This window comes from Pyxidicoccus fallax, from assembly GCF_012933655.1.
GTDB classification, from domain to species: Bacteria; Myxococcota; Myxococcia; order Myxococcales; family Myxococcaceae; genus Myxococcus; species Myxococcus fallax.
Genome location: NZ_JABBJJ010000143.1, coordinates 1 through 16,640, shown reverse-complemented (window position 1 = coordinate 16,640; position 16,640 = coordinate 1). Strand labels below are relative to the sequence as shown.

General features: G+C 71.2%; 17 protein-coding genes. 5 read left to right on the top strand and 12 right to left on the bottom strand.

The window, feature by feature from the left end; genetic code table 11:
• Positions 1-3: 3 nt before the first annotated feature.
• Positions 4-1,032 carry a hypothetical protein gene (locus HG543_RS27570; RefSeq protein ID WP_169347857.1) on the bottom strand — a complete coding sequence of 343 codons (1,029 nt, stop codon included), beginning with the start codon at positions 1,030-1,032 and terminating at the stop codon, positions 4-6.
• 303 nt (positions 1,033-1,335) lie between these two features.
• Between HG543_RS27570 and HG543_RS27565 the strand changes: the two genes are divergently transcribed.
• The gene (locus HG543_RS27565) at positions 1,336-2,037 is read left to right on the top strand and encodes an endonuclease V (RefSeq protein WP_169347856.1); all 702 of its coding nucleotides are present in this window, start codon (positions 1,336-1,338) and stop codon (positions 2,035-2,037) included.
• 11 nt (positions 2,038-2,048) lie between these two features.
• Here the strand turns inward: HG543_RS27565 and HG543_RS27560 are convergent, their stop codons facing one another.
• Entirely contained in the window at positions 2,049-2,552 is a 504-nt protein-coding gene (locus HG543_RS27560) for a hypothetical protein (protein WP_169347855.1), read from the bottom strand.
• Positions 2,553-2,867: 315 nt separating this feature from the next.
• Between HG543_RS27560 and HG543_RS27555 the strand changes: the two genes are divergently transcribed.
• A complete protein-coding gene (locus HG543_RS27555; RefSeq protein WP_169347854.1) occupies positions 2,868-5,210 on the top strand; it encodes a GMC oxidoreductase in 2,343 nt (780 codons plus the stop codon).
• Between the two features lie 102 nt (positions 5,211-5,312).
• Positions 5,313-5,822 (top strand): DUF2267 domain-containing protein, encoded by a 510-nt coding sequence (locus HG543_RS27550; protein WP_169347853.1) that lies wholly within the window; start codon positions 5,313-5,315, stop codon positions 5,820-5,822.
• Positions 5,823-5,891: 69 nt separating this feature from the next.
• Here the strand turns inward: HG543_RS27550 and HG543_RS27545 are convergent, their stop codons facing one another.
• The 6 genes from HG543_RS27545 to HG543_RS27520 all read right to left on the bottom strand — a co-directional run bounded on the left by HG543_RS27545 (position 5,892) and on the right by HG543_RS27520 (position 11,251).
• Positions 5,892-6,383 carry a hypothetical protein gene (locus HG543_RS27545; RefSeq protein WP_169347852.1) on the bottom strand — a complete coding sequence of 164 codons (492 nt, stop codon included), beginning with the start codon at positions 6,381-6,383 and terminating at the stop codon, positions 5,892-5,894.
• Positions 6,384-6,410: 27 nt separating this feature from the next.
• Positions 6,411-6,857, bottom strand: a complete 447-nt coding sequence (locus tag HG543_RS27540) for a hypothetical protein (RefSeq protein ID WP_169347851.1) — start codon at positions 6,855-6,857, stop codon at positions 6,411-6,413.
• A gap of 161 nt (positions 6,858-7,018) precedes the next feature.
• Entirely contained in the window at positions 7,019-7,393 is a 375-nt protein-coding gene (locus HG543_RS27535; RefSeq protein ID WP_169347850.1) for an MPN domain-containing protein, read from the bottom strand.
• Between the two features lie 17 nt (positions 7,394-7,410).
• Positions 7,411-8,418: a hypothetical protein gene (locus HG543_RS27530; protein WP_169347849.1), complete on the bottom strand. Its 1,008-nt coding sequence runs from the start codon at positions 8,416-8,418 to the stop codon at positions 7,411-7,413.
• Between the two features lie 38 nt (positions 8,419-8,456).
• Positions 8,457-10,229, bottom strand: coding sequence for a vWA domain-containing protein (locus HG543_RS27525; protein WP_169347848.1), 1,773 nt, complete (start codon positions 10,227-10,229; stop codon positions 8,457-8,459).
• Between the two features lie 314 nt (positions 10,230-10,543).
• On the bottom strand, positions 10,544-11,251 hold the full coding sequence (locus HG543_RS27520; RefSeq protein WP_169347847.1) for a metallophosphoesterase family protein: 708 nt from the start codon (positions 11,249-11,251) through the stop codon (positions 10,544-10,546).
• Positions 11,252-11,701: 450 nt separating this feature from the next.
• Here HG543_RS27520 and HG543_RS27515 point away from each other — a divergent pair, with 450 nt between their 5' ends.
• Complete coding sequence (locus HG543_RS27515) at positions 11,702-12,370, top strand: sigma-70 family RNA polymerase sigma factor (RefSeq protein WP_169347846.1); 669 nt, start codon at positions 11,702-11,704, stop codon at positions 12,368-12,370.
• Between the two features lie 45 nt (positions 12,371-12,415).
• A complete protein-coding gene (locus HG543_RS27510) occupies positions 12,416-13,600 on the top strand; it encodes a hypothetical protein (RefSeq protein ID WP_169347845.1) in 1,185 nt (394 codons plus the stop codon).
• Positions 13,601-13,651: 51 nt separating this feature from the next.
• Here the strand turns inward: HG543_RS27510 and HG543_RS27505 are convergent, their stop codons facing one another.
• From HG543_RS27505 to HG543_RS27490, 4 genes are all read right to left on the bottom strand, one after another.
• Positions 13,652-14,830 carry an AraC family transcriptional regulator gene (locus HG543_RS27505; RefSeq protein ID WP_169347844.1) on the bottom strand — a complete coding sequence of 393 codons (1,179 nt, stop codon included), beginning with the start codon at positions 14,828-14,830 and terminating at the stop codon, positions 13,652-13,654.
• Between the two features lie 11 nt (positions 14,831-14,841).
• Positions 14,842-15,390 (bottom strand): zf-HC2 domain-containing protein, encoded by a 549-nt coding sequence (locus tag HG543_RS27500; RefSeq protein ID WP_169347843.1) that lies wholly within the window; start codon positions 15,388-15,390, stop codon positions 14,842-14,844.
• Positions 15,383-16,030, bottom strand: coding sequence for an RNA polymerase sigma factor (locus tag HG543_RS27495; RefSeq protein WP_246357336.1), 648 nt, complete (start codon positions 16,028-16,030; stop codon positions 15,383-15,385). Before HG543_RS27495 ends, HG543_RS27500 begins: the two co-directional genes overlap by 8 nt.
• A gap of 123 nt (positions 16,031-16,153) precedes the next feature.
• Positions 16,154-16,640 (bottom strand): PaaI family thioesterase (locus HG543_RS27490; protein WP_246357335.1); only part of this gene is annotated, 487 nt, incomplete at its 5' end.

Genomic DNA, 16,640 nt, shown 5'->3' with positions numbered 1-16,640 from the left:
GGCCTACTGCCAGCAGCCGTACACGTTGCCGCCCGAGTTCCACTGGAGCTGGTGCGAGTAGTCGCTCGCCCACAGCGTGGTGGAGATGGGGTGCACGCCCCAGCCGCCGACGCGGTCCGGGCTGATGGACGTGGCGGTGGTGGAGGCGTCATCGCGCACGCCCTTCCAGATGCTGCTGTTGCTGGTGTCGCAGCGGTTGGCGGACATGCAGTTGGCCACCTGGTTGCCGGCGTTGCCGCACACGTTCCAGAAGACGGGGCAGATGACCGTGAGCGCCACGTTCTCGAACCACCCGAGCGACGACTTGCAGTGGTTGTAGATGCCCGAGTACAGCGCGTTGGACGCGTTGGCGATGCGGTCGTGCGGGTAGGTGTGCGCGGAGACGAAGCCCCTGCCCGCGTAATTGTGCGCGTAGGCGAGGAAGGTGGAGCACACCATGCCGTTGTTCGCCGCGCTGCCCGGCATGTGATGCACCGTCTCCAGGTCGCGGTACTGGAACATCGAATACGACACGCGCGCCCCGTTCCACACCGGCCGGTCGACGTACTGGCTCGAGTCGACGCGGGACACGTCGCTGACGTAGGGGTGGTTGTACCAGAGCGTGTCCGCCACCTGCGCCGCGCCCATGGCGTCGCCGAGCTGCCACGCCGTCCACTCGGGGCCGGACCCGTTCGGGTCGTACATGTAGTGGTAGATGCCGCCCTGGTTGACCTGCTCCAGGCCGGGGTAGCCGTACTGGAGCTGATTGACGTTGAGCGGCGTGCCGCACACGGTGGGCCAGCCGTTCTGGTCCGGGTCCCGCATGGTGGCGTGGGACACGCCGCCGCCGGGGCCGTGGGACAGCATGGAGTGCGTGCGGTACTCGCCGATGGCGTCGATGACGTTGCGGATGGGGCCCGGGGCGCGGTCGAACACCACCGCGCCGTTGGGGGCGTTCCAGCCAGCGGCCGTGTAGCCACACTCGGACGCGATGGCGGGACGGGCCACCATCAGCGCGGACACTGCGAGACAGCCTGCGAGGATTCGACGCATCACGGCCTCCAGGGCCTGCTGCTGCCAGCGTCCCCGCCCCCGATGGACTCCCAGGCTCGGCTCGGGGCGAGGTCCGCCGAACAGCGGATTCACCAGCGCCTGGGGAGGTGCACGCTACGCCCGTTGTGAAGGCTGGGAAGCCAGGCGCCCTGGGGGGCCGTAAGGCAAGGAACACGGGATTTGCCCGACAGGGCGCTCGCGCGTCGGGTAGTCCACGGTTGGGTGGAAGTGACGTGACGTGGTGGGTTGCCTCGGGGCCTGGACGGGCCAGATTGGGGTGGGTCGCCGAGGAGGACCGCGCGCATGGAGCTTCAACCGGAGGTGGGCCGCTGGGACGTCACGCCCACGGAGGCGGTGGCGCTGCAACGCCGTCTGGTCGAGCAGGTGGTGCTGCGGCCCCCGCCGGGGCTGAAGGTGGAGCGCGTGGCGGGGGCGGACATCTCGACGGAGAAGGGGCGGGACACGGGCTTCGGGGGGCTGGTGGTGCTGGACGCGGCCACGCTGGTGCCGGTGGCGCAGGCCGGCGCGGCGGTGACGCTGACCTTCCCGTACGTGCCGGGGCTGCTGTCGTTCCGCGAGCTGCCCATCGTGGCCGAGGCGTGGAAGCGGCTCACCGTGCGGCCCGACGTGGTCATCTTCGACGGGCAGGGCACGGCGCACCCGCGCCGCATGGGCATCGCCTGTCATGGCGGGCTGCTGTTCGGCGTGCCCTCCATCGGCTGCGCGAAGTCACTGCTGGTGGGGACGTATGGGAAGCTCGCGGACGCGCGAGGCGCCACCGCGCCGATTACGCACAAGGGCGAGGTGGTGGGCATGGCGGTGCGCACGCGCAAGGGCGTGCAGCCGGTGTACGTGTCGCCGGGCCACCTGATGGATTTGCCCACCGCGGTGGAGCTGGTGCTGAAGGTGAGCCCGAAGTACCGCGAGCCGGAGACGACGCGGCATGCGCACCGGCTCGTCAACGCGCTCCGCCGCGCGGGTGGTGAGGCGGCGGAGCTGGAGTAGGGGGTGCGAGCCTAGCGACGGCCGCCGCCGCGAGCCCCCGGACGGGCGCCCGTGGTGCGCGCGCTGCCGGTGCGGGTGCCCTTGCCGGTCCGGGTGGGCGTGCCAGCCGTGCGGCCGGTGACGCGGCCCGCGGCGCGCTTCGGCGCGGACGCGGCCTTGCGGGCGGGAGTCTTCTTGGTGTTCGTCTTCTGCGCGGCGCTCGGCTTGCGGCCGGCGACGCTCGGCCCGGCCTTCCAGCCGCCACTCTTCTTCGCCGCGGCGGTGCCCGCGCGCTTGCGGATGCCCTGGCCGGGAGTCGCCTTCCGCGCGGCCTTCTTCGCGCTGGGAGGCGTCTTCGCCTCGGGCTTGCGCTTGGCGGCGGTGCGGCGGCGGGTGGTGGACGGGCCCGACTTGCCCGGAGCGCGCTTGCTCACCGCGCCAGTGTCGCTGGGCGTCAGCACGGTGGTGGCGAGCTCGGCCGGTGCCTGCTGGGGAGGTGCGTCGGCATCGGTCGGGGGGCGTGCCTCGAATGACATGCGGTGTCCTCCTGGGACGTGAGGGCCCGAAGCGTGAACCAGCCCGCGCGCGCCGCACAGGGTCTCCTCACCCGGAGTGAACGCCACCGGACGGATGCCGCCACGCACGCGCCAGCGCGCCCCGCGTGGACTGGAGTTTGACCGTCGCAAGAACCGCTTCTATGTCCGATGAAGGTTCGGGCCGCCTCCACCCTCAAGGATTGGAGGCTCGGGCGTCTGACTCCCCGGTTGCCCTTCCACGACGAGCCGCACTGGCTGTAGCACCGGTGCCGCGGTGGAGGGCGAGCAGGGCGGGAGAGCCACTTGGGAGCGCCGATGCGGAGGCTGTCGTCACCTTGGAGCGAGCTGGAGTCCCACTACTCCGTCGTGGTGGTGGGCTCGGGGTATGGAGGCGCCATCAGCGCCAGCCGGCTGGCGCGGGCCGGCCAGCAGGTCTGCCTGCTGGAGCGGGGCCGCGAGCTGCTGCCGGGTGACTACCCCCGCACCGAGTCCGAGTTCTTCAAGGAGCTCCAGGTCCACTTCGACCCGAGCAGCGGCCTCGAGGTGGGCAACCCCACCGGCCTGTTCGAGGTGCACCGGGGCGGCGACGTCTCGGTGGTCAACGGCTGCGGCCTGGGCGGCACCTCGCTCATCAATGCCAGCGTGGCCCTGCGCCCGGACCCGCGCGTCTTCCTGGACACGCGCTGGCCCCAGGCGCTGCGCGACGACGCGGAGGGGCTCCTGGAGGACGGCTTCGCCTGGGCGGAGCACATGCTGCGGCCCCTGCCCTATCCGGAGTCCGCGCCGCCGCTGGCCACGCTGACGGCGCTGGAGCAGGCGGCGAAGAAGATGGGCGGCACCTTCCGCCGGCCCCCGCTCACCGTCTCCTTCGAGCCGGGCGTGAATCCCGCCGGGGTGCGCCAGCCGGGCTGCACGCTGTGCGGCGACTGCATGACGGGCTGCAACGTCGGCGCGAAGAACACGGTGCTGATGAACTACCTGCCGGACGCGCACCGGCACGGGGCGAAGCTCTTCACCGAGGTGGGCGTGCGCTACCTCGCGCACGACGGGGCGCGCTGGCGCGTCTACTACCGGCCCATGAATGCCGGCCGCGAGCGCTTCGACGCGCCGGACCTGTGGGTGACCGCGGACCGCGTCATCCTCGCGGCGGGCACCATGGGCACGGCGGAAATCCTGCTGCGCTCGCGGGCGCTGGGGCTGCCGCTGTCGAAGGCGCTGGGCAAGCGCTTCAGCAACAACGGGGACGTGATGGCCTTCGGCTATAACACGGACGTCACCGTCAACGGCGTGGGGTGGGGCGAGAAGCGTCCCGAGCACGCGGAGCCGGTGGGCCCCACCATCAGTGGCATCATCGACGAGCGGGCCACGCTGCTGCAGGAAGACGGCATGGTCATCGAGAACGGCGCCATCCCCGGCGCGCTGGCCCGGCCGGTGGCGGCGCTGCTCGCGGCGGCCTCCGCGGTGTCCGGAGAGGACACGGACCGGGGCCTCAAGGACCGCATGGAGGAGATGGCGCGCATGGCGGAGAGCGCCCTGCGCGGGCCGTATTACGGGGCGATGCGCAACACGCAGACCTTCCTGGTCATGTCGCACGACGACGGCAAGGGCGAGCTGCGCATGGAGGGGGACCGGGTGCGCGTGAGCTGGCCGGACGCGGGCCTGCAGCCGGTGTTCACCCGCGTGGACGAGCGGCTGCGCCGCGCCACCGAGGCGCTGGGCGGCACCTTCGTGCGCAACCCGCTGTGGAGCAAGCTCACCGGGCACGAGTTGCTGTGCACGCACCCGCTGGGCGGCTGCGCCATGGGCGAGCGCGCGGAGGAGGGCGTGGTGGACCACGAGGGCCGCGTCTTCGCGGGCGAGTCGGGCACCGACGTCCACGACGGGCTCTACATCAGCGACGGCTCGGTGGTTCCGAGGCCGCTGGGCACCAACCCGCTGCTCACCATCTCCGCGGTGGCCGAGCGCTGCGTGGCGCTGATGGCGCGGCGCAACGGGTGGACGGTGGACTACTCGCCCGTGCCGGAGGCGCCCGCGCCGCGTCCGCCGCGGCCCCTGTCCGTGCAGTTCACGGAGACGATGTACGGGTACATCTCCGGCGCGGTGGACGAGGACTGCCTGCGCGCGGGAGACCCGGCGCGGCGGGACACGTCGCCCTTCCGCTTCATCCTCACGGTGGAGGCGAGCGACCTGGACGCCGTCTTCGCGGACCCGCTGCACACGCTGAGCATGTCCGGCTGCGTGCAGGCGCCGGTGCTGTCGTCCCGGCCGCTGACGGTGGAGGGCGGCGTGCTGCACCTGCTGACGAAGGACGGTTCCCGTCCGGGAGGCCGGCGGATGCGCTACCAGCTCCCGCTGGTCTGCGAGTCGGGGGAGCGCTTCTTCGTCGATGGCTACAAGGACGTCTGCGACGACGAGGGCCTGGACCTGTGGGTGGACACCACGCGGCTCTTGGTGTCCGTGTACCGGGGGAAGGACGCGTCGGGGCCGTGCATCTACCGGGGCTTCCTGCGGCTGAACGCGAAGGACTTCACGGTGCAGCTGTCCACGCTCCGGGTGCAGTACGCGCGGGACGCGGCGCAGCGGCTGGCGGCGCTGGCGCGCTTCGGTCGCTTCTTCTTCGGCGTGCTGTTCGACACGTACGTGCGCAAGGCGGCGTAGCAGGCGGGGAGGCGTCGCCCCGCCGTCCGATGCGCTATGGGCGTGCTCCTCCGGGAGGCCGTGGGCACCGTGAAGCCCAGACTCTTGGAGGAAGAACACCCCATGGCCGATGACCGTGAGCAGCAGGGAAAGGGCGCTCCCCCGGAGGAGGAGCGTCCGGCCAGCCGTCGTGACGTTCCCATCGAGGTGCGCCGCGCCCAGCGGGCCGAGTCTCGCGCGAGCCAGACCTACAAGGCGTTCCTCAACCGGCTGTGCGAGCGAGGAGGCATGTCTCCCGCCGTGGCGGAGCAGGCCGCCGTGTCCGTGCTGTGCGCGCTGGAGCAGCGCATCTACAGCGAGGAGGCGCTGGACCTGGAAGCCCAGCTGCCGCGCAAGCTGACGGAGCTCTTGCACCGCTGCGAGCGCCACGAAGAGGAGCTGCCACCCAAGTTCGGGCGCGAGGAACTGCTGAAGCGGGTGGGGGAGGACCTGTCGCTCAACCCGGACGCGGTGGAGCCGGTGGTGCGCGCGGTGCTGGACTCCATCCGCCACCTGATTTCCGAGGGCGAGGCCGAGGACGTGATGGGCCAGCTCCCCGCGGACATGCGGGACCTCTGGGGCCGGGCCATCTGAAGTCCTTCAGGCCAGGCGCGTCGCGTTCGCAACCCTCGCGAGCGCGACGCGCGATGGTGAATGGGCGGGCTACAGAGGCGGGTCCAACTCATCCACCTTCAGGCGACCGCTCTGGATGGCGCTGAAGAGTTCGCCAATGAGCTGGTTCTGCTGCGGGATGGACAGCTCGTGGAGGGTGCCGCGGAACCGCTGACGGGACTCCAGAGTCCAGGCACCGTACCGGACCGCCTCCCCGAGGACCTGACGGGCCTGGTCGTGGGCCAGTCGCCGCCGTTCCTCGACGCCTTCCTTCGGGACATGGGCTTCCGCCTCGGCCTCCTCGGATGGGGGCCGATAGGCTCCCAGCTCGGCCCGCAGTTCCTCGCGAAGAGCAATCCGGATCTCCTCGAGTGAGGGACGGTTGCCCGTGGCAAGGAAGGAAGCGGGCGGCGGACACGACGGCGCACCGCGCGGGGCCGTCGCCGCCGTGGCTGGAATCGACTCCGAAGCCTCATTCGAAGGCGAATGCGCCCAGCCAGACCCAAGCAGGGCCCCCAGCGCGAGGCACGCGATGCAGGGCATGAGGGTTCGAGCCTGCATGTGCCGCACCTATCGGAGACGACAATAGAGTTGCAGGCCGCTCCCGAAGCAGCCGCTGCTCCCGAGCGGCTTCACGATATTGTTCGTGTCCAGATGCCAATACTGATGGCGCCATTCCCCTTCGGAACAGGTGTCGTCGTCCGAGGCAAGCGTCCCCGAGTAGAACACGAAGCCACCCCAGAGCGAGCGCGTCTGGGGATTGCCGCTGTAGACGAGGTACGGGTGCCTGTTGGTGACACGCATCCCGTAGTTCCAATAGGAACAGGTGGCGACCTGTGGCTCGGACGTATTCCAGGCAATGCCATACTCGTACTTGTTGCTTGGATGGTCCGCGAGCTGGCAGCTCCATCCAATCTGCGTGATGTTTCCGCAGAGGAACCACTCATTCGCGTGCGCCGGGAGGGCTGCCAGCAGCAGCGCGGAGAACAGCAGGGACAGGGCGGTGGGGGCTTTCATGGTCCTTCCTGGGGTGAGGGGATGGGACACGCATTGCGGGGGATACCTGCAATGCGCGGGACCAAGGTGGAACCCGAAAGACAAGCATTCAAGTGAGCCGGGAGTCTGAGTACGCGCCTGACACTCCCACCACCCCAGGGAGCAGAGGAGGCTGTCCCCGGTCACGCCAGGGCCACGGGCTGGCGGCGCATGCCGGACACGCGCCGCAGCGGCTCCGCCCACCATGGCTCCTCGGCCAGGAGCACGTCACGGCCCTCCACTCGCGCCACCATGCCCCCGGGCGCCACCACGGAGAACCGCAGCGGACGCCCGAGCGCCGAGGTGAGCGCGGACATGGTGCTCTCGTCCTCGGCGGAGAAGCCGAGCGGGCCCTCGGGGTGGCTGTGGGCCACCTCCTCCAGCTCGGCGCGGAAGTGCCAGATGGCCTCCCAGCGCTCGCGCGAGTCCGGGAGGAGGAACGGATTGTCGGACTCGTCGCTCCACAGCACCTGGTTGTCACGGCCGATGAGCAGGCACACCTCTCGCGTCGTCGCCATGGCTTCCTCCCTTCCCGCTAGTCGTGCCGGGTAATCACCAGCACGCCCGTGTCGATGGCCTCGCGGATGACCGACGGCAGGCTCTCCAGCGTCACCTCGCTGTCCGCGCCCGCGAGGCACACGCCCGCGTCAATGACCTGGAGCGAGTCCGCATCCACGACGGAGATGAAGCGCTCCTCCATGAACGAGTACGTCACCTCCAGCTGGTTGCCGGTCAGCCGCCGCACGTGCCGCAGCCGCGCGCCCGCGCTGTGCAGCGCCCGCTCCGCGCGCTCCACGCCGTCCTCGCGCCGGCCGTGGCGCGCGGGGGGCCCTCGCCGCTGAGCCTCCGCGACCAGCCCCGCCGTGTACTCCCGCGCCTGCGCCTCCGTGCGCTCCGCCCACGCCCGCGCCACCAGCGCCGCCGCCCGGGCCTCCCGCGCGCGCACGTACGCCTCGCGCTCGGCCACCAGGTGACGCAGGCACGCCTCCGCCGCCTCGCGGCCCCCCTCGGCCACCGCCAGCACCCGGCCGCGCACCTCCGCCGGCGCGAAGGGAATCCGCAGCGCCCGCGACGCCACCTCCAGCAGCGCATAGCCGAACGCCGCCCGCAGGGCCGCGCTCACGCCCTTCACCTCGGACAGCGAGCGCCCCTCCTCCAGCGCGCGGCGCGCCCCGTCCTCCGCCTCGCCCTCGAACTCCAGCGCGTCGAACACCAGCGAGCCGTCATGCCACCGCCGGGCGCTCACCAGCGCCAGCCGCGGCGGCTCCTCCTCCGGCATCAACTCCAGGGGCTCGGCCACCGCGCCCTCGCGCACCAGCCGGTGGCCCCACACATGTCCACGCACGCGCGGCAGCCCGTCCAGGCCCTCCGGCCCGGCCAGCTCGCGCGCCGTGGCGACCCGCCCCTGCACCTCGAAGCGCCACCACCCCGGCTGCACCGGGGCGGTGACACGGAGGCGGCGCGAGGGGGCGTCCACGGTGCCGCCGCCAAAGTACGGCAGCACCGCCGACTCCACCTTCCCGAGGAACTTCCGGTAGTCCACGCCGCCTCCTCCTTCCTCACTGCAACCGCGTTTTCAGCTCACGCCACCTTCAAGAGCGGCGTGCGCATCACGCGCTCCACCCACCCGTTCTGGGGGACGGAGACGCTCTGCGCCGTCGGCGCGTCCAGCAGCGCCTTCAGCACGCGAGGCACCTGGTACGGGTCGGCGAACTGGTCCACGTTCACCTCGCTGAACGGCACCTTCATCTGACCCGCGCACGTGCGCACCGTGTTGCCGCGCGCACCCGCCACCGACACCAGCAGTGCCATGGCCGCCACGCAGTAGCCGAAGTCGCGGAACGCCCGGGCGAACTGGTCACCCGCCTCGCCCGCCTCGTCGCCCACCACGATGACCACCAGCTTCGCCCCCTCCGGCACCCTCACGCCGTCACGGTGCAGCGCCTGCACCGCGGCCGCGTGCGTCGTGCCGCCCGACGCCTTCAGCCCCGCCAGCATGTGCTGCACCGCCGTGCGGTTGGCCGCCTTCGGCTTCAGCACCGTGCCCATCGTGTCGAACGCGGCGATGTGCAGCTTGTCCATCGGGAAGCCCGCGAGGATGCGCGTCAGCGCCTCCTTCGAGTTCTCGATGGCCCCCTCCATGGAGCCCGACTTGTCGATGAGGAACATCACCCTCACGTCGGCCTCCGCCGTCGCCTCCGCCACCGCGTGCCGTGCCGCGTTGTCGCTCGCCTCCTCCAGCTTCTGCCGCAGCACCTCGCTGCGGACGTTCTTCGCGATGTTCAGCGCCCGCTGGTCCGTGGCGTTCGCCACCGCCTTCTCCCAGCGCGTGCGCACCGAGGGCTCCGCCAGCAGCCCCAGCTCCTCCAGCGTCGGCGTCATCAGCCGCAAGTCCCTGTCAGACAGCGACGGGAGCAGGGCCGCCATGATGGCCGGCGTCAGGCCCACGTCCTTCGGCAGCCGGCCCACGACCTCCTTGTAGGAGAGGCGCTCCATCTCGATCCACTCGCAGATCTCCGCCTCGGACAGGCCGTCGAAGCGCTCGCGCTTGACCAGGGTGAGCCCGCTCAGGCCCACCGTGCGGTGACCCTCCGCGGACTGCTTCTGCTTCCAGCCGAGCACCTCGAAGAAGCCCTGCGTGGCCGGCTTGTACCCGGCCTTGCGCGCCAGCTTCTTCAGCGTCTCCTTGTACCCGGCCTTCACCAGGCCCTGGAGCATGGGCAGGTTCGCCTCACGCGCCGACAGCCACCTGGACGCCACGCGCTTCCAGCGGCCCATGGGCGCCTTGCGGCTCGCCGGGTCGCCGAAGCCCGCCTCGCGGTTCAGCCGGGCAATCTCCGGCTGCTCGAGCAGCTCGGCCACCCGCAGCACCGCCTTGGGCGTGAGCATGCGCGTGGACTTGCGCTCGTAGTGGAGGACCATCGCCTCGCCGATGGCGCGCCAGTCGTCGTCGTGGAAGGCCACCTGGCCGTGGTCGTCGCGCACGGGCTGGCCCGCGTGCTCCTGCACCAGCATGAGCGCGCACGTGGCCACCTTCAGGTCACGCCAGTCCGTCTGCGTCAGCGCGTACGACGCGAAGTGCGCCATCAGCTCCGCGTTGAGCTTGTAGATGTCCAGCAGCTGCCGGTACAGGCGCACCGCCGCGGGCACGAAGAGGCCCGGCTTCACCGGCCGCCCCTGCGCCTTCTGCGTGGCCGACGCGTGCGCCGCCGCCACCCAGGTGCCATTCACGTCCAGGCCGGGCCGGTTGTGCCACAGGTGCGCGGAGCCGCCGAGCACCACCTCCAGCAGCCGCTCGGCCGGGCCTCGCTGCGCCTCGGGCAGCAGGTTCGTGTTCTGCGTCGTGGTCGTCATGGTGTCCCCCTTTCGGGACGTGCCGCGGGTCAGGCGCGGGGCGGACCTCTCGCGTGACGGCGAGAGGAGTGCACCGCGCGTGGAGCGCACGAGGGCCTTCACGTCAGCGAAGGCCGCCCGTGCGAAGTCGGAAGGAAGAAGGAAAAAAGTGCGCCCGAGTGACGAGGCCACTGACTTCTCTGGAGCCAGTGTCCAGCGCTCTAACCGCTGAGCTACGGAGCCCGAGGGCCCCGGCGGGAGTCGAACCCGCGCCTCTTTGCGTGTGGGACCCCGTCGGACGGGCGCGAAAGCCGTTGGCTACGGACGGCGCGTGCTCACGAGAAGACGCACACGTCGCCGTGGACCGGGAACTTCGCCACCTCTTTGCCGCCCCGGGAGACTTGCCGGGATGGCACGGAGACCAGCTCCCAGGAGGGGAGCACCACCGCCGTGAGTGAGCGCCCGTGGACACACCCGGTGTCGATACCCACCGCGTGCTCGGTGACGAGCGGCCGGTCGAAGACGGTGTGGCCGAAGATGACCCGCTCCGGGCCCGTCCAGTAGTGCGTCCAGAACTTCCACCCCTCCGGAGCCTTGGAGGGCCAATAGCTCTTGGTGGCGGGGGGCTGGATGCACTGCGCGTGGAGCAGGTGGTAGGGGTCCTGCGCCTCGGGTGGCCGGCCGGGGAGCATGCCGGCGTGCACGACGACGGCGTCGTGCTCCGGCAACCGGATGAAGTGGGGCAGGCCCGCCATCCAGTCGTAGTGCTCCGGGGCCAGGGCGCGCCGCGTCGCGAGGTGGTCCGGCGACAGCCGGTCGTCCGCCCGGCGGCGCTGCTGGAGGTGCTTCTCCTCGTGGTTGCCGAGGATGGCCTCGTGCCGCATCGCCAGCTCCACGCACTCGCGCGGCTTCGGGCCGCGGTCCACCAGGTCCCCCGCGAAGATGACCCGGTCGCTGGAGGTGGCCCCGACCTTGTCGAGCAGCTCCAGGGCCTCGTCGAGGCACCCGTGGAGGTCTCCGATGACGATGGTGCGGGGGGACATGACGCGAAACCCTCGAAAAAAAATGAGCGCCCGAGTGAAGAAGCCGGAACCGCTGACTCTGGAGGTCAGTGTCGAACCGTCGACGGACATCTACCTGGAAGGTAGGTGCGTGGAGTTGAACCACGAGCTTGTGGGGCCGCTTCGGCCGGGCGCTCGAAAGAACCGTTGGGGGCAGGGACGCGGCTTTTCGCCGTTCCTGACGGCGGGATTTTTCTGGCCTCCGCCCCCGTCCTCCCTCCTTAGATGGCCCCAAAAAGTCTTTGTCAGGAAAATGGAGCCCCCCGCGTCGGGCTCTGGGAGGCACAAATTGTCCGGTGTTCCGGGCGGTTGGAGCCTCCCTGCCCGTCTCGGAGGCTGCCTGCGGATGCCAACGTGGTACCTTGCCGCGCCACATCCTCGAAACCCAATCTCCCGGGGTGATTCTCCCGGCGCAGCCCCCAGGTCCTTCCGGTGTACGAGCAGCTCTCGGATGACGAATTGTTCGCGGAGGTGGTCCGCCGCCGCTCCGCAGGCGAGCCCGTCGGGGCGCCCCTCGGTTCGCTCGTGGACCGTTGGGCCCGCCCCGCGCGCTACGTCATCAGCAAGATCCAGGCGAGCTACGGCCGCGGTTCCCCGGCGGACGCGGACGAGCTCTTCCAGGACGCGGTGGGGAAGTTCCTCGACCGCGGCCTGGACCAGTTCCGGGGCGTCTCCGAGCAGATGCCCGGCCGGAGTGCGTCTCCCAAGACGTTCTTCCTGCGCATCGTCAAGCACGTGGCCATCGACTTCTACCGGCGGCACCGCGAGGAGCTCGCGGCGCCTCCGTCGGACCCCGATGACGCCATGGAGGAGCCACCCTCCGAGGTGGCCCGCGCTGTCGAGGCAGGAAAGCGCCGTGAGGAGCGCGCCGAGGCTCAGGAGCTGTACTGGTCGGCGTTTGCCCGACTCCAGCAGGAGCATCCGAAGGAGGCTTCAGCATGGGAGCTGTACCACCACGAGGACGTCGAGGATCACGAAGAATGTGCCCGGCGTCTGAACATCAGCGTGGTCAACTCCTACAAGCGCGTCAGTCGCGCGCAGGCCTACCTGAAGCTCTACCTGCTGGACCTTCAGCGCGAGTCGCACGGGGAGGAAGCATGAGCCTCCTTCCCGGCCACACCCCGGGGTACCCAGGAGGATTGACCCATGATTGACGTACTGTCCCGCTATTCCACCCGTCGCACCGTACTGACCGCGGCGAAGTCTTCACCCGGCGAAGTTCTCGAGGCAGCGGGCGACCTGTTGCGTCGCGGCTCGAAGGTGGGGACCGAAGGTGTGGAGACCGCCCTGCGGGGCTTGGGTCGACCCCAGGTGGAAGCCTGGCTGAAGGCGCAGAAACCGCAGGCCCTCCAGCCGGTGCTGCTCAGGGCCGCGGAAGAAGCTGTCGAAGTAGCGCTGGACGGAGGTGAAGAGGCCGAGATGTGGAGGGCCTCGGCACTGGAGGGACTTGCCGCCCGAGACCGGGCCGCCTCCGCCACCCGCGCACTTGCCGCCTGGGAAGCACTTCACGGCGAACTTCAAGGCGAGGCCGCGCAGCTTCGAGATCGCTATCTCTCCGCGCTCGGGACATTGGATTCGTCACTCCGCCCGAGAGCCCGCTGGTTCATTCCCCTCAATCCGCAGCGACGGCAGGAGCGCGACCTTCTCGAGCCCGCCGAGCAGGACACGGCCTGGTGGTTCTCCGCCCGGGCCGACTGCGACGACCTGGTGGCCACCTGGACGGGACGGCCCCAGACGCTTCCTCCCCACCTCCAGGATTGCTCGGACTGCCGCTCGGACGTGGCGGACGCGGCGCTCGTGGACGCGCCCCCACGGCGCCACCTCAGCGCGGATGACCTCTGGCGCCTCGACATGGGGCTGATGACGGCGGACGAGCGCACGAAGCTGGACGCGCACACGGCCCGCTGTGGCGAGTGCGCCCAGGCGGTGCTGGCGTTGGAGGAGGGCGACGAAGCCATCGAGGAGGCGCTCGACATGGACGCGGAGGAGGCCGGAGTGGGCCGCGCCGCGCGCACCTCCCGCGCGCCCGTGGCGCACCGTCCCGCCGCCGCCCGTCATCCGGAGCAGCGCGAAGTCCTGGAGGAGCGCCGTGACTTCCGCGTGGTGCTGGTGCGTGAGCGCCAGCGCGTGCGCCTCCTGGTGCAGCCCCTGGCGGGCCGCGCGGTGACGGCGGCGGTGTTCCTCAGTCCCGGCCGTCCCTCGCTGAAGCCCTCGCACGGGCCGGAGGGCATCGCCTTCGATTTGACGACGGCGTCCTCCACCGGCGCGCGCTCTGCCCACCTCTCCGTGCAGGCGGGCAACGAAACGCTGGAGCGCGACTTCTCCTTCTGAAGCGGGCAGTGCCCCCAGGGGACGGGGCCCGAAGTCACGGGCCCCGCGCGCTCACTGGGTGGCGATGCCGTTGTTGCTGCCGCGCTCCGTGTCGAGCGCCTGGCGGCTGCGCGCCGGCGGCCCCGGAATGGGGAAGCTCTGCGCGGGCAGCGCCGGCTTGAAGCCGTTGGCCAGCAGGGCAATCACCAGCTGGGCGGGAGGAGGCCGCGTGGTCTGCGCCGCGCCGCACACGTCCAGCTGATCCGTCACGCGAGGCCCGTCCTTCTCCTGGTAGCGGTTGCACGAGCCGTCCACCTGCGCGCTCTTGTCCCGCGCCAGCTCACGCGTGAGGCGGCCCCAGCGCATGACGAGCTTCTCGGACGAGATGAGGATGTTGACCGTCTCTCCGCCCCACGTCCCGTCGATGACGGTCCGCGGCCCGCCGGCCTTCACCTTCAGGTCCAGCTGGCGCTGGCCGTACGTGCCCGTCACCGCGATGCCGTGCTCGTAGATCTCCTCGGAGAGGATGCTCACCCAGACGCCGTCGGCGCGGCGGGTGTACGGCTTGTCCGAGGCGACGCGGCCATGGTTGAACCAGACGTCGCCCACGCGCCCCAGCGGAAGCTGGTCGTTCTTCGCCACCGTCACGGGCGCGTCCTCCAGGCCCGCGGGGCCCGACGAGGCCACCACGGGCGGGGAGGCCAGGAGGTCCGTCACCGGCACCGAGGCGTCCACCACGTCGAAGCGCACGCCGTCCAGCCAGGCCTGGCCGGTGCCGCTCATGATGATGCCGGCCAGGATGGCGGTGGCCTCCTTCGGCACGTCCAGCACCACCTCGTAGCGCTTGCAGCCCCGGGTGCCCACCAGCGCGCGCGACTGCATGTTGTCGAAGGCGAGCGGCTGCTTCGGGTCCGGCCCCTCCACGCGCATCCACAGGCCCGCCCAGCCCTCCACGTCCTTGATGCGCACGCTGGCCGAGAAGCGCAGCCGCTTGCCGCGGTAGTCCTGCGCGCCGAAGGCCTGCATGAAGGTGCCGTAGCCGTTCGCGTCTTCCGTCAGCGAGCGCAAGGAGGCGCTGCGGGTGCCCTCGCACGGGGCGGAGCCGTCCACGCTCGCCTCGTAGCGCTTGGGCGCGCTCTCCGTCACGAACCAGCCCACCGGCAGCTTCTGGGAGCCACCCGACGGCTGGGCCCCGGCCGCGGTGGCGGCCAGCGCGAGCAGCAGGGTGACGAGTTTCTTCCGGAAGTCCATTGCGTGGGTCCTCACAGCGACACGGGACGGCGCGCGCTCAGCGCGCCCTCGGGGAGGCCGGTGCGGGCCTCGTAGCGCGGCACGTTACCCGTCGTGCCCAGGGGACTCTGGACCAGCAGCCCCCGCTCCTCCGCCGCCTGCGCGCAGGAGTCCTGCGTGGCCAGGTCCGGGCAGGCCACGACGATGGCGCGCGGCGCATCCAGCTCCAGCTCCAGCGCGGCGGGCGCCACGCCCCCGCTGACGACGGTGGAGGGGTGCGAGCCGCGGCCGCCGGGCAGCAGCACCAGCGCCAGGGACGCCGCCGCCGCCAGCGCCGCGCTGACCGCGCCCGCCGCCACGCGCCGCACGTGCCAGCGGGCGGGGCGGATGACGCGGACCTCCGGGGGGAACGACTGGGCCACCTCCTGGAGCTGCTCGGAGAGCAGGGCCTCTTCCTGGAGCAGGCGCGCGCACGGCTCGCACTCCAGCGTGTGCGCCTCCAGCGTGGCCGCCGACTCGGGTGAGAGTGCCCCCAGGATGTATTGCTCCGCGGAGTCGCGGGTCAGGTGGGGCTTAAGCATGGGTCTCCTCCTCGAGCGCGGTCCGCAGCTTCTTGCGCACCTCGCACAGGATTTGTCGTACGCGCTGGACGGACAGCCCGACACGCGCGGCGACTTCGGCATGGGGTAGCTCCTGGCCGTCACAGGCCAGGAGGAAGACATTGCGCGCGCTCGGCGACACCTGCGCCAGCGCGGCGTGCGCGCGCGACAACTGTTCCTCGGACAACAGGCGCCGCTCCGCGGACACCGACGGGTCCACCGGGTGCTGCCGCTCCGGCAACTCCTCCACCGCCCCGGAGATGGACTCGCGCCGGGAGCGGCGGGCATCGTCCGCGGCCAGGAAGGCCGCCTGGGTGAGGGCGAGGTTGGGCAGTCGCAGCTCCGTCAGCAGCCCGCGCTGCTGTTGTTGGATGAGCCGCGCCCAGGTCTCCTGGGCCAGCTCGTGCGCCCGGTCCACCCGGACGCCTCGGGCCAGCAGCGATACCACGACCCGACGGTGGTGGCGCGCCACCAACGCGTCCCAGGCCGCCCGGTCGCCGCCCAGCGCACGGCGCGCGAGGGCATCCTCGTCGGCAGGTCGCGCGACCTCCGGTTCCACCCGCTCCTCGGCTTCCTTTGGCATCCGAAGCGTCATCCGCAGGCCCTGCACGGCTGCACTCATGCCGTCTTCCCGTCGCTCTGAGGCGTCTCCGGGGCCTGGCTGATCCCCGGTGCCCGGGTAACGTGTGTCCGTGGTGGACATATCGGTCGGGGCCGGGAGCGTGTGGGGAGGGGTGGCCAAAGGTCAGTTGACGGCGGGGCTTCCGCCGCCGGAGGACCAGGGGAGGTTGGAAATCTTCACCACGCCCTGGCAACGGGCGCACACCCGTCCCTCGCCGTCATACACCCGGGCGGTGGCGAAGATGAGGGAGACCGTCTTGTTCTCGATTTCGGCCTCCACGCGCATGCCCTCGCCGGTGACGGGGCGCTCGAAGCTCATGGACAGCTGCACGGTGGCGCAGCGGCGGCTGGGGTCCACCAGGGCGCCGCTGCAGCCGATGGCCAGGTCGAACATGGCGGAGAGGATGAGCCCGTTGACGGCGGAGGCGCTGCCCAGGCCCCCGCGGTGCTCGGGGCGCAGCTCCGGCAGGGTGATGCGCACCTTGCGCCCCTCGGGAAAGGAGAGGTGGGCGCCGAAGTGGCGCAGGCTGAGGCTCTGGTTGAACTTCTCGGCGTAGTGGTCCAGGTCGGCCTGGGAAGGGGGCGTCCTGGAGGGGGGACCGGACGGGGTG

Excerpts from the sequence above, each read along its gene's own strand:
- HG543_RS27570 (WP_169347857.1), bottom strand. The coding sequence starts at position 1,032 with ATGCGTCGAATCCTCGCAGGCTGTCTCGCAGTGTCCGCGCTGATGGTG.
- HG543_RS27565 (WP_169347856.1), top strand. The coding sequence starts at position 1,336 with ATGGAGCTTCAACCGGAGGTGGGCCGCTGGGACGTCACGCCCACGGAG.
- HG543_RS27560 (WP_169347855.1), bottom strand. The coding sequence starts at position 2,552 with ATGTCATTCGAGGCACGCCCCCCGACCGATGCCGACGCACCTCCCCAG.
- HG543_RS27555 (WP_169347854.1), top strand. The coding sequence starts at position 2,868 with ATGCGGAGGCTGTCGTCACCTTGGAGCGAGCTGGAGTCCCACTACTCC.
- HG543_RS27550 (WP_169347853.1), top strand. The coding sequence starts at position 5,313 with ATGGCCGATGACCGTGAGCAGCAGGGAAAGGGCGCTCCCCCGGAGGAG.
- HG543_RS27545 (WP_169347852.1), bottom strand. The coding sequence starts at position 6,383 with ATGCCCTGCATCGCGTGCCTCGCGCTGGGGGCCCTGCTTGGGTCTGGC.
- HG543_RS27540 (WP_169347851.1), bottom strand. The coding sequence starts at position 6,857 with ATGAAAGCCCCCACCGCCCTGTCCCTGCTGTTCTCCGCGCTGCTGCTG.
- HG543_RS27535 (WP_169347850.1), bottom strand. The coding sequence starts at position 7,393 with ATGGCGACGACGCGAGAGGTGTGCCTGCTCATCGGCCGTGACAACCAG.
- HG543_RS27525 (WP_169347848.1), bottom strand. The coding sequence starts at position 10,229 with ATGACGACCACGACGCAGAACACGAACCTGCTGCCCGAGGCGCAGCGA.
- HG543_RS27520 (WP_169347847.1), bottom strand. The coding sequence starts at position 11,251 with ATGTCCCCCCGCACCATCGTCATCGGAGACCTCCACGGGTGCCTCGAC.
- HG543_RS27510 (WP_169347845.1), top strand. The coding sequence starts at position 12,416 with ATGATTGACGTACTGTCCCGCTATTCCACCCGTCGCACCGTACTGACC.
- HG543_RS27505 (WP_169347844.1), bottom strand. The coding sequence starts at position 14,830 with ATGGACTTCCGGAAGAAACTCGTCACCCTGCTGCTCGCGCTGGCCGCC.
- HG543_RS27500 (WP_169347843.1), bottom strand. The coding sequence starts at position 15,390 with ATGCTTAAGCCCCACCTGACCCGCGACTCCGCGGAGCAATACATCCTG.
- HG543_RS27495 (WP_246357336.1), bottom strand. The coding sequence starts at position 16,030 with ATGAGTGCAGCCGTGCAGGGCCTGCGGATGACGCTTCGGATGCCAAAG.